General features: G+C 40.4%; 11 protein-coding genes and 2 pseudogenes. 8 read left to right on the top strand and 5 right to left on the bottom strand.

Going from position 1 to position 13,279, the window contains the following annotated elements; translation table 11 throughout:
• Window positions 1–131: 131 nt before the first annotated feature.
• Window positions 132–1,256 (top strand): DUF481 domain-containing protein, encoded by a 1,125-nt coding sequence (locus tag ACRWP9_RS13815; protein WP_434926482.1) that lies wholly within the window; start codon window positions 132–134, stop codon window positions 1,254–1,256.
• 45 nt (window positions 1,257–1,301) lie between these two features.
• Here ACRWP9_RS13815 and ACRWP9_RS13810 read toward each other — a convergent pair whose 3' ends face one another.
• The 3 genes from ACRWP9_RS13810 to ACRWP9_RS13800 form a co-directional block, all read right to left on the bottom strand.
• Window positions 1,302–1,799 (bottom strand): YgjP-like metallopeptidase domain-containing protein, encoded by a 498-nt coding sequence (locus tag ACRWP9_RS13810; protein WP_434929075.1) that lies wholly within the window; start codon window positions 1,797–1,799, stop codon window positions 1,302–1,304.
• A gap of 234 nt (window positions 1,800–2,033) precedes the next feature.
• On the bottom strand, window positions 2,034–2,471 hold the full coding sequence (locus ACRWP9_RS13805) for a DUF3010 family protein (RefSeq protein ID WP_434926481.1): 438 nt from the start codon (window positions 2,469–2,471) through the stop codon (window positions 2,034–2,036).
• A 64-nt stretch (window positions 2,472–2,535) separates the two neighbouring features.
• The gene (locus ACRWP9_RS13800) at window positions 2,536–3,891 is read right to left on the bottom strand and encodes a DEAD/DEAH box helicase (protein WP_434926480.1); all 1,356 of its coding nucleotides are present in this window, start codon (window positions 3,889–3,891) and stop codon (window positions 2,536–2,538) included.
• A 148-nt stretch (window positions 3,892–4,039) separates the two neighbouring features.
• Between ACRWP9_RS13800 and rssA the strand changes: the two genes are divergently transcribed.
• From rssA to nrdG, 3 genes are all read left to right on the top strand, one after another.
• Window positions 4,040–5,005: a patatin-like phospholipase RssA gene (rssA, locus tag ACRWP9_RS13795; RefSeq protein ID WP_434926479.1), complete on the top strand. Its 966-nt coding sequence runs from the start codon at window positions 4,040–4,042 to the stop codon at window positions 5,003–5,005.
• 236 nt (window positions 5,006–5,241) lie between these two features.
• Window positions 5,242–7,359: an anaerobic ribonucleoside-triphosphate reductase gene (nrdD, locus tag ACRWP9_RS13790; RefSeq protein WP_434926478.1), complete on the top strand. Its 2,118-nt coding sequence runs from the start codon at window positions 5,242–5,244 to the stop codon at window positions 7,357–7,359.
• Window positions 7,359–7,835, top strand: coding sequence for an anaerobic ribonucleoside-triphosphate reductase-activating protein (gene nrdG, locus ACRWP9_RS13785; protein WP_434926477.1), 477 nt, complete (start codon window positions 7,359–7,361; stop codon window positions 7,833–7,835). The genes nrdD and nrdG overlap by 1 nt, the downstream gene beginning before the upstream one ends.
• 2 nt (window positions 7,836–7,837) lie before the next feature.
• Here the strand turns inward: nrdG and ACRWP9_RS13780 are convergent, their stop codons facing one another.
• A complete protein-coding gene (locus tag ACRWP9_RS13780) occupies window positions 7,838–8,365 on the bottom strand; it encodes a diguanylate cyclase domain-containing protein (RefSeq protein WP_434929074.1) in 528 nt (175 codons plus the stop codon).
• Window positions 8,363–8,722 (bottom strand): annotated as a pseudogene (locus ACRWP9_RS13775) (PAS domain S-box protein); the annotation flags it as partial. The gene ACRWP9_RS13780 and the pseudogene ACRWP9_RS13775, both read right to left, overlap by 3 nt.
• Before the next feature lie 468 nt (window positions 8,723–9,190).
• Here ACRWP9_RS13775 and ACRWP9_RS13770 point away from each other — a divergent pair.
• The 4 genes and pseudogenes from ACRWP9_RS13770 (at window position 9,191) to ACRWP9_RS13755 (ending at window position 13,204) form a co-directional block, all read left to right on the top strand.
• The gene (locus tag ACRWP9_RS13770) at window positions 9,191–9,412 is read left to right on the top strand and encodes a hypothetical protein (protein WP_434926476.1); all 222 of its coding nucleotides are present in this window, start codon (window positions 9,191–9,193) and stop codon (window positions 9,410–9,412) included.
• A 154-nt stretch (window positions 9,413–9,566) separates the two neighbouring features.
• Complete coding sequence (locus ACRWP9_RS13765; protein ID WP_434926475.1) at window positions 9,567–10,130, top strand: hypothetical protein; 564 nt, start codon at window positions 9,567–9,569, stop codon at window positions 10,128–10,130.
• 120 nt (window positions 10,131–10,250) lie between these two features.
• A pseudogene (locus ACRWP9_RS13760) lies at window positions 10,251–12,377 on the top strand (glycosyl hydrolase family 18 protein); the annotation flags it as partial.
• Window positions 12,378–12,814: 437 nt separating this feature from the next.
• A complete protein-coding gene (locus ACRWP9_RS13755; protein WP_434926474.1) occupies window positions 12,815–13,204 on the top strand; it encodes a septal ring lytic transglycosylase RlpA family protein in 390 nt (129 codons plus the stop codon).
• Window positions 13,205–13,279 lie beyond the last annotated feature (75 nt).

Below are 13,279 nucleotides of genomic sequence, written 5' to 3'. Positions count from 1 at the left end.
AAAAAGTCACTGATATCGAGTTAATAACCTAACGGCTAGCGGTTGTTTAAGTTGGCGCTAGCCTTTAAAATGTCAGCAAATTATAATTTTATTGCAGTTCACAAGTTAGCTGCGGCCAATGGAAAATTCACATGATCCGCTCTTCAAACGTAAAGCGAACCTTCAAGCCGTTAGCTTTTACTTTTTTTAGCTATTTAGTTAGTACCAATGTCGCTGCGCAAACGCCAGCAGCACAACAAAATGTGCAAAATCAATTTACTCCCATGCAGGTTAATGTGCCTGTGGGAGATAAGTATGATTGGCTACAGCTAAACAGCAATGAGCTGCTTAAAGGCGAGATTAAACACCTTTATGACAATAAACTAGAGTTTGAAAGTGATCAGCTTGATACGCTTATAGTCGATTGGGAAGACGTCATGGTGTTGCAAAGTCGCGGTGCAGTCAGTATTGGTTTTACCGATTTATCTACTCGCACAGGGCGCTTGCTGATCCAGAACGGTCAGGGCTACCTTGATGGTGTTGTATTTAATGTGAATGACATTATGACGATCATTGCCGGTGAACAACATGAAGCCAATTACTGGACGAGTACTGTGTCATTAGGGGCAAACTTGCGTTCAGGCAATAATAATCAAATCGACTATTCAGCCAAAGCAAGAATGAGTCGCAGAACTACTGAGTCGCGTTTTAGAACCGATTACCTGGGTAATTACAGTAAATCTGGTGGAGAAAATACTACTAACAATCACCGTGTAAACAGTTTTTTCGATTGGTTTTTATCGAATCAGTTCTTCCTACGACCTATATTTGTTGAATATTATACCGATCCTTTTATGAATATTTCATCACGTGTCACTCTAGGTTCTGGTGTGGGTTACAGCATTATTGATACCGCTAAAACCGAGTGGAGTATCAGTGGTGGTCCCGCTTATACCATGACGAATTTTAAAGAGGTTGAATTAGGCGAGGATGATAATGAAAGTAGCGGCACTTTGGTTGTAGACAGTACGTTTACCACTGAACTAACTGACTCGGTTGATTTTAATGCGGATTATCGGATGCAGTTGGGTAACCAAAATTATGGCGGTTATACCCACCATGCTGTTGCTGGAATTGTCGTAGAGTTAACCGATATGTTTGATCTTGACTTGTCATTAGTTTGGGATAGAACCAATACTCCCCGTGCTGAGAGCGATGGTCAGGTTCCTGAAAAAGATGACTTTCAGTTAATTATTGGTTTTGGCGTGGCTATTTAATTGTTACAGTATCAAAATGTTAGTGTGGCAATTACCAATATGCCGTTAAGTATAGGGTAATTGTCCGACTTCTTCGGCAACCAGCCATACCCGCATATCGAACTCTAGTTGGTGATAATCAGCTAACATAAAAGTACATAACTGATAAAAGGCTTTGTTATGTTCTTTTTCACGTAAATGGGCTAATTCATGCACCACTACCATTTGCAGTAATTCAAAAGGTGTGTGTTTTAAGCGAGATGAAATACGAATTTCATTTTTTGCTTTAACTTTATGTCCTTGGCGACGATTAACATATGAATGTAATCCAAGTGCATGATGACTTAGGTTAATTTTTTCGTCAAAAATGACTTTTGATAGCGGGTCTGATTGGCGCATATGAGTATTTTTCAACGCAATTGCCATGTCATATAGTGCTTTATCTGTACGAATATCATGCTTTTTAGGGTAGCGGCTTAAAAAATGTTCGCCCAGTTTATTATTGTCAACTAATTCAGCTATTTGGCTGATGATTTGAGGGTTATAACCAGACAGATAGCGCATAGCACTGCGCTCACTTTGCTGCTTTTTAACGTCATCGCTGGTGATGAGTGTGCTTATGTCTATTTTGGGCTTTAATGCTTGGCTAGTAGGCTTTAATTGCATTTTTGGTGGAGCAGTTAGTTTTTTTGATTTAGAGGTTGTCATAAGTGTTGTTAAGCGCTGCTATAGCGTTATCTCCATTATGTGTGATGACAGATAACGCTTAAAGCTTAGCCTTAAAATGTTAGCTCGGAATTAAACTTTACCGAATATTAATCGGTTATGATGCACATAAGCGACATCAAATGCATTTAGCTGAACGCGTTTTAAATCTAAAGAATCAAAGTCAACTTGCGGTGGATTACGCTTCAGTTGCTCTTTAATGGTTAATGGTGAAATCATTATCACTGGCAGCTCGGTAATTTGAATCGCCGCTTCTAATTTAAAGCTGGTAGCACTGCCGGCAAATTTACCTTTTTGTTCACGTTCAATAATCGCGATTTGGTCAATCTTGTAGTCTTCCATTAGCTTATGAAAAGCAAAATGAAACTCACGCAGAGACTCTGTCGATGCCGAATCTGACACCGAAAATGACACTTTACGACAACTCGGCACATTGAAGGTTTCACCTTCATAGCTAAGTAAACTGATGATGGCCTCGCCACCTTTTAACTCTACACCACAAACTTTCATGTTTATCCTTTCCGTATTTCAATGAGTGACCGCATGATATTTTAACCGGCGAGTCACTTAATAATTAGTCTTCACTGTCACTGATTTTTTGTTCAATAATCACAATAGGTTTCGCTTTACGGCGCATTGGCGCATCGCCAACGTCGATACCAGTAATAAATGTTTTATCGCGCTTAGGGACTGCTTTAGCTTTTTGCTTAGCTCTAGTTTTAGCTGCTACTTTGGTTTCAGGCTTGTCTTTGGCGGCTTTCGTTCCCGCTTGTTGACTTAAGCCCGAAAACTTAGCCGGTAAACCGTCGACCGCGGTAAATTCAAAGTTTTTGCGTAAAAATGATTGCACTTGTAAAAAGCTTTGCCAGTCTTTTGGGCCCACTAATGAAACTGCAATACCTTTAGCGCCAGCACGGCCAGTACGGCCTATACGATGGACATATTCTTCAGCAAATTTTGGCATGTCAAAGTTAACCACTAATGACACGTTAACTAAATCTAGCCCTCGAGAGGCCACATCCGTGGTGATAAGAATTTGCTGCTGGCCACGACTAAATTGATCCATAATTTGGTTACGCGCATTTTGTTTTAGCTCACCGCTTAATGCTGCGGTAGAAAATCCCTGTTCAGCTAAAAGTGTGGCTAAGCGGTCTGTGTCTGAGCGAGTTGCGGTAAATACAATAGTCTGCTTGTGTTCTGGCTGCTTCAATAAGTGGCTTAACAGTGCTTGTTTGTGATCTAGATGATCAGCAAACAGCATTTTTTGTTCAATATCTTTGTGTTCAGCATAACTGGTGCCAATAGCCACATGGCTTGGATTCTTCAATAATGTGGCGGCAATATCGTTAATGCTTTGATGATCTAAAGTGGCTGAAAACATCAAGGTTTGACGACGTTTATGATCTGCAGCTTCATTAATGGCTTTCAGTTGTGGTGCAAACCCTAGGTCCAACATGCGGTCAGCTTCATCAAGAACAAGTAATTCAAGGCCATTTAAAAACAAGTGACGTTGCTCAAGATGATCAACAATTCGACCCGGAGTTGCCACAATAAAATGTGGGTCACGGGACAAACCTTTGGCTTGGTCGTTAAAGTTTTCACCGCCCAAAATACTGATTGCTTTGTACTGAGTGTTGGCAACCAGTAATCTAAGTTGACCATATACTTGCTGAGCAAGTTCACGAGTCGGCAATAAAATTAGCACGCGAGGATCTTTTTTCGACAGCGCTCTGCTGGAAATAATCCGCTGCATCGCAGGCAGTAAAAACGCTAAAGTTTTCCCCGAGCCAGTTTTCGATGATGCCATCAAATCTTTACCCGCTAGGGCAATAGGTAAGGCTTGTTCTTGGATCTCGGTTGGGTCAGTAATACCCATATGCTTCAAACTATCTAACAAGCGTTTATCAAGCGAAAAATCAGAAAACTGCAAAGGTGGATCCCCTAGAAAATAATAGCCAAATATTATAGCTGGATAAGCTTTGTATAGCCAATAATGACTTGCTTGTTTATGCTAATAAAGCACTTGGCCAGTAAAGCCTGATTATTTACGTTTAAAAGTGACCCTATGGAGTATGTAAATGGCACCAGTTCAAGCTTCACCAGAGAAAAAACCGATTATCGGATTGGCATTAGGTAGCGGTGCAGCGAAAGGTTGGGCGCATATTGGTGTGCTTGAAGGCTTGGCTGAATTAGGTATTTACCCGGATAAAATTGCTGGCTGCTCTGTTGGCGCTCTGGTTGGCGCGGCATATGCTAATGACAGTCTAGCTGAACTTAAAAGTTGGGTGTGTAGCTTTTCAAGTTGGGATGTTATTGGATTAATGGACATTAGTTGGCGTAAAGGTGGGCTTATTAGCGGTGAAAAAGTATTTGATGTTATGTCTACTCATATTGGCGCTGTTGACATTGAAAACTTGAAACACCCCTTTGCCGCAGTGGCAACGGATTTATATTCTGGCCAGGAGATTTGGTTTAAAGAAGGATTATTGCGCAATGCTGTCAGGGCATCATGTTCTATGCCTGGCTTTTTACCGCCAGTACAACAAAATGGCCGTTGGTTAGTTGATGGTGCCGTAGTTAATCCCGTACCAGTTTCATTATGTCGCTCGCTTGGTGTCGATATTGTCATCGCTGTTGATTTGAATGGTTATTTACGTAAACAAATGCAAGTGTTGCCCCAGCAAGTCAGTAGCTCTGAGCCTGTGTCTGATGAACACCTTGATGCAGATGCTGAACCGCAAGATTCAGGCTTTATGGATTTATTGGGTAAGGGCAAAGACTATATCAGTAGCTTAAGTGACAAACTGTCGCTTGGCACTAAGTCGCACCCTGGCATGTTAGCGGTAATGTCACAATCGATGGATATTTTAGAACAGCGTCATAAGCGATCTCGATTAATGGGCGACCCACCAGATATTTGTATTATTCCCAATGTATCTGATATTGGCACCATGGAGTTTCATCGTGCAGATGAAGCGATTGCCGCGGGTAAAAAAGCAGTTGAAGATATCGCGCATTTAATTAAAGCGTCGCTTAAAAACTAATTTGAAAATATTGTTCCTAAACTAGCTTGATATCTATGATCAAGCGCTATCAAGCGCTATCAAGCCGATTTTTGGTGCTTATAACATAAATTTACTTTGCTTTTCTTTAGCGTGAAAAATGATGATCTAGATCAACACGGTTAGTGACGATTTAACGCTTAATACACTACATATAGTGTTTTGTGTTTTTCGTATGCCGATATATTGATTTGGCGACGCTAAAGGAGAAGCTGGTTATGTTGGTTGTTATTAAGCGCGACGGATGCCGCACTGCATTTGATTCAAGTCGAATAAAAGATGCCGTTATTGCAGCAATGAAGTCTGCCGGACAATCAGATCATGACTATGCCAACACTTTGGCATTGACAGTTGAACAAGAGTTTCAGCAACAAACAGAAGTGGATATTCATCAACTACAAGATGCAGTTGAAAACAGGTTAATGTCAGGTCCTTTTAAGTCGGTTGCACGTCATTATATTGAATACCGACATGATCGCGATGTGAGCCGCGAGACCAAAAGTAAGTTAAATTGTCAAATTCGCGGTTTAGTAGAGCAAAGTGACAGCAGTCTGTTAAATGAAAATGCCAACAAAGACGCCAAGGTTATACCCACTCAACGCGATTTATTAGCCGGTATTGTGGCAAAACATTATGCCAAAACGCACTTGTTACCCAAAGATGTGGTGGCCGCCCACGAACGGGGGGAGCTGCACTATCATGACTTAGATTACGCGCCTTTTTTTCCTATGTTCAATTGCATGCTAATAGATTTAGCCGGCATGTTAACCCACGGATTTAAAATGGGTAACGCCGAAATTGAAACCCCCAAATCTATTTCGACTGCAACGGCAGTAACGGCGCAGATAATTGCCCAGGTGGCGAGTCACATTTATGGTGGCACCACCATTAATCGTATTGATGAAGTGTTGGCAATCTTTGTTCAAAAAAGCTATCAAAAGCATCTTGCGACGGGGATTAAGTGGCAAATTGCCGACGCTGAAGCCTTTGCAAAAGCACAAACAGAAAAAGAATGCCACGATGCATTTCAATCACTTGAATATGAAGTGAATACCTTGCATACCGCCAATGGCCAAACGCCCTTTGTCACCTTTGGCTTTGGTTTGGGTACAAGTTGGGAGTCTCGCTTAATTCAGCAGTCAATATTAACTGTGCGCAAGGCGGGATTAGGTAAAAATCGTAAAACAGCGGTTTTTCCTAAACTGGTTTTTGCGATAAAAGAGGGCGTTAATCATAAAGCGGCAGATATAAATTACGACATCAAACGTCAGGCGCTAGAGTGTGCAAGTCTACGCATGTATCCCGATATTTTGAATTATGAACAAGTGGTTAAGGCCACTGGCTCATTCAAAACACCTATGGGATGTCGCTCATTTTTAGACACGTTCGAGCAAGATGGTCAGTTGGTACATGAAGGCCGCAACAACCTCGGTGTGGTGAGCTTAAATCTGCCACGTATTGCGATAGAATCTAAGGGCGATGAGGCCAAGTTCTATGCTTTATTAGATAAACGCTTAGTGGTAGCAAAAAAAGCTTTAGACACTCGTATTGCTCGGTTAGTGGGTGTTAAAGCCCGTGTTGCGCCAATTTTATATATGGAAGGCGCCTGTGGTGTTCGCCTAAAAGCAGATGATGACATCAGTGAAATATTTAAACATGGTCGAGCGTCAATTTCATTAGGTTACATCGGCTTACATGAAACCATTAATGCTTTATATGGCAGTGCACAACATGTGTTTGACGATGAAGTGTTACGTCAAAAAGCGCTTAAAGTCGTGTCATACCTTAAGAAAAACACTGAACAATGGAAGCAAGAATCTGGCTATGGTTTTAGTTTATACAGCACCCCAAGTGAAAACCTTTGTAGCCGTTTTTGCAGTTTAGACGCGAAAGAGTTTGGGGTGTTAACAGGGGTAACAGACAAAGGTTATTACACCAATAGTTTTCATTTAGATGTTGAAAAGCAAGTGAACCCATACGATAAAATAGACTTTGAACAGCCGTATCCAGGAATAACTAATGGCGGTTTTATTTGTTACGGTGAATATCCTAACATGCAAAATAACATAGAAGCTTTAGAGGACGTATGGGACTACAGTTATACCCGAGTACCTTATTACGGCACTAATACTCCTATTGACGAGTGTTACGACTGTGGGTTTATCGGTGAGTTTAATTGCACCAGTAAAGGTTTTGTATGCCCTAAATGTGGTAACCATGAACCTAGCCGAGTGTCGGTTACCCGCCGAGTATGCGGTTATTTAGGTAGCCCAGATGCCAGGCCGTTTAATCATGGCAAACAACAAGAAGTAAAACGACGGGTGAAACACATTTAATGTTTTATAGTGCATATCACAGTGTTGATGTTGTTAATGGCGAGGGCACACGTTGCACCTTATTTGTCAGCGGCTGTGAGCATGCCTGTAAAGGCTGCTATAACCAGCTAACTTGGCGATCTGATGCTGGACATGCATTTACTCAAGCATTAGAAGACGAAATCATAGCTGATTTGAATGACAGCCGTATACGTCGTAAAGGTTTATCCTTAAGCGGCGGTGATCCTTTGCATCCTGGTAATATTGCTGCTGTACTTAAGTTAGTTAGGCGAGTAAAAACAGAGTGTAATGACAAAGATATTTGGTTGTGGACTGGCTATAAACTAGCAAATTTAACCCTTGAGCAACAGGCCATTACCGCACTGGTAGATGTATTGATTGATGGTAAGTTTGAACAGTCTTTGGCTGATCCAAGGTTAAAATGGCGCGGCAGTTCAAATCAAATTATTTATCAATTAAATGAAGGAACTGCTTAATATTATTTAGTACTGTTTACTGTGGTTTTTACGCTATTTCCTCCGGTGCTTTTAGCTTGATACATAGCTTGATCAGCATGTTGTATTAATTGCTGCTCATTATCACCATTTTCAGGGTAACGGGCTAAGCCAATGCTTGGAGATAACTGTAAAACCAACTCATCAAACTGATAAGGTTTATCGAGTTCGGAGCGAATATTTTCTGCAATAATAAGTACTTTATCAAATGACTCAATGTTATTTAATATCACTAAAAACTCATCGCCACCACAACGCCCAACAGTATCAGATTTGCGCACACAATCATGTAAACGCTTAGCAATACTCTTTAACAATTTGTCGCCAACGAGGTGACCATAGTTATCATTTACATGCTTAAAACCATCGATATCGATAAATAATAATGACAAATGTGTTCCGCCTCGGCGCGCCAATCCTAACGAAGCCTGCAGGCGTTCAAATAATAATGATCTATTAGGTAATTGTGTTAAAGGATCATGTCCAGCAATATGATGAAGTTGCTGTTCCATTTGTTTACGTTCAGTAATGTCATGGGCAATTGCGATTCTAAATTGATGTTCTTCAGACCACCTTGCAGACCAAAGAATATCAACAACTTTGCCGTCTTTTCGCACCCAACGATTTTCAAAACGACGTTGATTCTCACCACTGATAAGTGTTTCTTCAACTTGAAGTGTTTTGACTCCATCTTCAGGATAAACAAAGTCAATCATTGGTTTATTGATGACTTAATTTGGCGCATATCCAAATATATCTTCAAACGCCGCGCTAACAAATACAAAACATCCATTTTTATTCACAACACAAACAGCATCGAGCATTAAATCCATCACATCTTTTAGCGCAGCCAGGTCAATGGTCTTCATAATATCTATCTCAATAATGTAGCTCTTTTACTTATAGGTTTGAGTTGTTAGGCAAAAATTTTAAGTACATATTTACCCTAAGCTTTTTAAGTATGCAGTAACTTTCTAATACGTTGTTGTTTATTCAAGTATTGCTAGCCGTTGTTCGAAACATCTTGCATAAACTTCTGTAAAATTGATGGTTAAATGTCAATGGGGCCTCATGAGGAAGTGTATAATATACTGAGCTGAATTAACGACATTAGTGGTTTTAATCATATTTAGATCAGAAGCTTAATGAAGTAAAGCTATGCTATTAAAGTATAGTGTACAAATTGAAGTTTTTCATCATATCAACCAGCAACTAGCAACTAGCGATTTTATGAGGATTACGGCTAAATTCTTCCCACGACTTGCCTAAATTACGAATATAGTTACTTTTTATCACAAAATTATTTGCTTAATTAATAGAAAATTTGCCACACAGCGATGAAGTATTTATCAGGTTTATTTTTATTTTTGTCACTTTTATCACTGATTTTAGGTGTTGGTCTTTCTTGGTATGGCATTACCCATGCCGATGAAATTATGGCAGAGGTTGCAGAGATGCCAGCGCATTTTGGCGCTGGAGTTAACCTTATTTTTTTAGGATTAATATGCGGTGCGATCCGAACTTTGCTAACTTGGCAGCAGATGCGTAAGAGTACATAAAAAAACCGTTAGGTTGATAAGTTTAAGTTATAGTTAATCATCGGAAATAGCTTGTTTAAGACAGGCTGTTTCTATCAACAACGTTATAGGTTTTTATATGAATACATACGATAAAATAATCACGACAATTACAAGTTCGTTAATATTATCTTTCATGGCATTTTCAATTAGTGCAGAACAAAGTGTGCTAAATATAAGTGAAAAAAGCTTTAGTTGTATCAGAGACATGACTCCAGTACGTCACTTTTATGTTGATAATTTACTCGGTAATATGGAGGGAACATTAGCCGCTGCCAATGCGCCTGAGGGGGCTATTTATCCAACGGGTTCCGTAGTGCAATTAGTGCCCACCGAAGTGATGGTTAAGCGAGAAGCGGGCACCTTTCCAGCCACTGGTGATTGGGAGTTTTTTGAACTCGCCGTTGATGAGCAAGGTTCTACCATTGCAAAGCGTGGTTTTGTCGATGTGAACAATCGTTTTGGCGGTAATTGCTTTACTTGTCACTTACCCGCGCGCGATAAATGGGACTTCATTTGTGAGTCCGATCATGGCTGCGAACCTATTCCAATTGACCATAGTATGACAGGCGCATTGCAGCGTTCAGATCCCCGTTGTGGTGAAAGCGAACTTGAGTCGGGTGATACTGTTGCACTGCTAAAGTTAAATGCTATGGTCACAATGGGTGTTGTTATTAAATGGGTAGAAGATCTTTTCTAACGTTAACCCGATGATAGTTTATTTAAATATACCCAGTCATCCATGCAGAAAGTCTCTTTGGGGAGGTGTTGATGAGATTAATACTTCACCTTCCTGTTGATCTCAGCTTCATTTTAAACTTATTTTTTTGAGTGGGGTATTTATGGTCGAGACTTTGATGTCTCAAAAATTCCCGCAAAAAACTTAACCCATATACTCTATGGTTTTATTCCTATTTGTGGCGCTAATGAATCATTAAAAGAGATTGAAAATGGTAATAGCTGGCGTGCTTTACAAAAAGCCTGTGAAGGCAGCGCAGTATATGAGGTGGTTATTCATGATCCTTGGGCGGCCATTCAAAAAACCTTACCGGGCATAAGTAACACAGATCCTATCCGTGGTACATACGCCCAATTAATGGCGTTAAAGCAACGTTATCCTGACCTAAAGATATTACCTTCTGTTGGTGGTTGGACTTTGTCTGATCCCTTTCATTCTTTCACAAATAAAGCTAATCGCGACACTTTTGTTGCTTCAATGAAGACATTTCTGCAAACGTGGAAATTTTATGATGGAGTCGACATCGATTGGGAATATCCAGGTGGAAGTGGACCAAATCCTAATTTAGGCGATCCAATTAATGATGGCCCAGCTTATGTCGCATTAATGCAAGAGTTAAGAGCCATGCTTGATGGTTTAGAGGCAGATACTGGACGTGAATATCAACTGACATCAGCGATAGGTGTTGGATTTGATAAAATTGAAGATGTGGATTATGGCCAAGCTGCACAATACATGGATTATATCTTTGCCATGAGTTATGACTTTTATGGTGGCTGGAACAATGTCACCGGACATCAAACCGGTATTTACTGTGGTGAACATTTAACCGCTGGAGAATGTGATGGTACTGGGTTAGATGATGAAGGTAAACCGCGTAAAGGCCCTGCTTATACTACAGATAACGGTATACAAAAGCTGCTTGCTAAAGGGGTTTCTGCATCTAAAATTGTAGTCGGTGCAGCTATGTATGGTAGAGGTTGGGAGGGTGTGATGCCTGCTAACGCCATAGGTAATAATCCAATGACCGCAATGGGCAAAGGCAAACTGACCGGCACGATTGCCAATGGTGTTTGGGAGCCGGGTATTCAAGACTATAAAGGCATGAAAAATGCCATGATTGGTGCATCGGGTAACGGTGTTAATGGTTTTGAAACCTTTTATGACGAACAAGCACTGGCGGCGTATGTTTGGAATAAAAGCAGTGGTACTTTGGCTGCCTATGATAGCCCTCGTTCTGTTAATGCAAAAGGTCAATATGTTCGTAGTTTAGGTTTGGCAGGACTATTTGCCTGGGAAATCGATGCTGATAACGGTGATATCCTCAATGCTATGCATGAAGGTTTAGCGGGTGGTACGCCTGTTAACAGTAAGCCTGTGATTCAGCTAATGGCTAGCTATAGCGTTCAAACCGGTAATTCACTTACCGTAGCAGCAACCGCAACTGACGCAGATAATGATCCATTAACCTATAGCTGGGCAGTTGATACTGCATTTACCGCAACAGGTGTCAATACTAATACTCTAGTGCTTAATGCCCCTAATGTAAGTCAAAACACAGATTATATTGCCACTTTAAGTGTATCTGATGGTACGACTACTGTGACTAAATCAACCACAGTCACAGTTCTTGCAAATGATGTTATTAATCAACCTCCTGTGATAGCGGATATTGCCAATCTGAGTATCAATGAAAATAAAACCGCTACAGTCAGTGTAAATGCAACGGATGCCGACAACGATGCGTTAACTTATAACTGGACTGTTCCAGCAGGATTAACCTTACAAGGCCGTGGTGCGAATATTAGCTTATTGGCGGTCGAGGTTAGCAAGAACACCGTTTATACTGTTAGCGTTAGCGTGTCTGATGGCACAAGTAATGTGACTAAGAGCTTTACAGTAACAGTTAACAATATCGATGCTGGCGGCGACACCACATGGCTTGCCACAAAAATATATAACACAGGCGATAAGGTTAAATATCAAGGTATTGAATATAAAGCCGAATGGTGGACTCAGGGTGATAGACCTGACGCAGGTGGTGCTTGGGAGGTCGTCATTACAGATGGTAGCCCGATAGGAAGCTGGAATACGGGTTCTACTTACAATGGTGGTGATAAAGTTATCCATAACAATGCGCAATACCAGGCAAAATGGTGGACAAAAGGCGATGAGCCCGGCGTGAACAATGTTTGGCAAAAGCTATAGTGTTAAAATAGGGTGATAGTGTTTGTTTATAAACGGTGAGGAAAAGTTCTCATGCTGTTAAACACTATTTAGCCCATATCAAACGACTTTCTAGTTTTTATAAAAGGCTTCTGAAAACATTCAGAAGCCTTTCTAATCACAGTGGAAAAGCATACTAAATTATTAATTGGCCAACACTGTCGGATTGAAACTCTTGTGCGGCTCAAAGGAAGCAAATACCTAATAGTCGGCCAATAGCCCTGTGCGTTATATTGCTTACTTGTAACACATCCCCACAGTTTTCTGGCACCACAAAACGATATTTACCCTAATCATTAATAAAACAGCGGTTTCATTTGAATCACTATTCAAACTCAGTTAGTGTTCGTGACATTATTAAATCACCACAAATGAGCCATTCCACAGGCTCGTTATGTGAACATACTAAAAGACAAAACATGGTTGCCATTTCTCGAAAAATTCAGTTGTTAATTTTTTTCTTCATATTAACAGGGTGTACTTCGCTACAGCCAGATGCCGGTGGAAAGAGAATAAACTTCACTGAATCCGGTCAAGCCTCATACTATTCTGACAGACATCAAAACAAGAAAACGGCAAGCGGTGATTTATATATTCACAGTCAAAATACAGCAGCACATAAAAGTTTACCTTTTGGCTCAAATGTCAAAGTGACCAATATCAACAATGGCAAAAGTATTATCGTGAAAATCAATGATCGTGGTCCTTTTGTTAAGGGCCGTATCATTGACCTTTCTAAGTCAGCCTTCAACAGCATCGCTAATATATCTAATGGTTTGATTAACGTTAAAATTGAAGTAGTTGATTAGTATTTATTTGTTTTTATAGCTCGTTGTTAAGGTATTTAGTATCTTGAGGATTCACCATAACCATAACAACTGCCG

The organism is Shewanella sp. HL-SH2, assembly GCF_051164935.1.
Classification (GTDB): Bacteria; Pseudomonadota; Gammaproteobacteria; order Enterobacterales; family Shewanellaceae; genus Shewanella; species Shewanella glacialimarina.
This window is presented reverse-complemented; position numbering and strand designations above follow the sequence as displayed.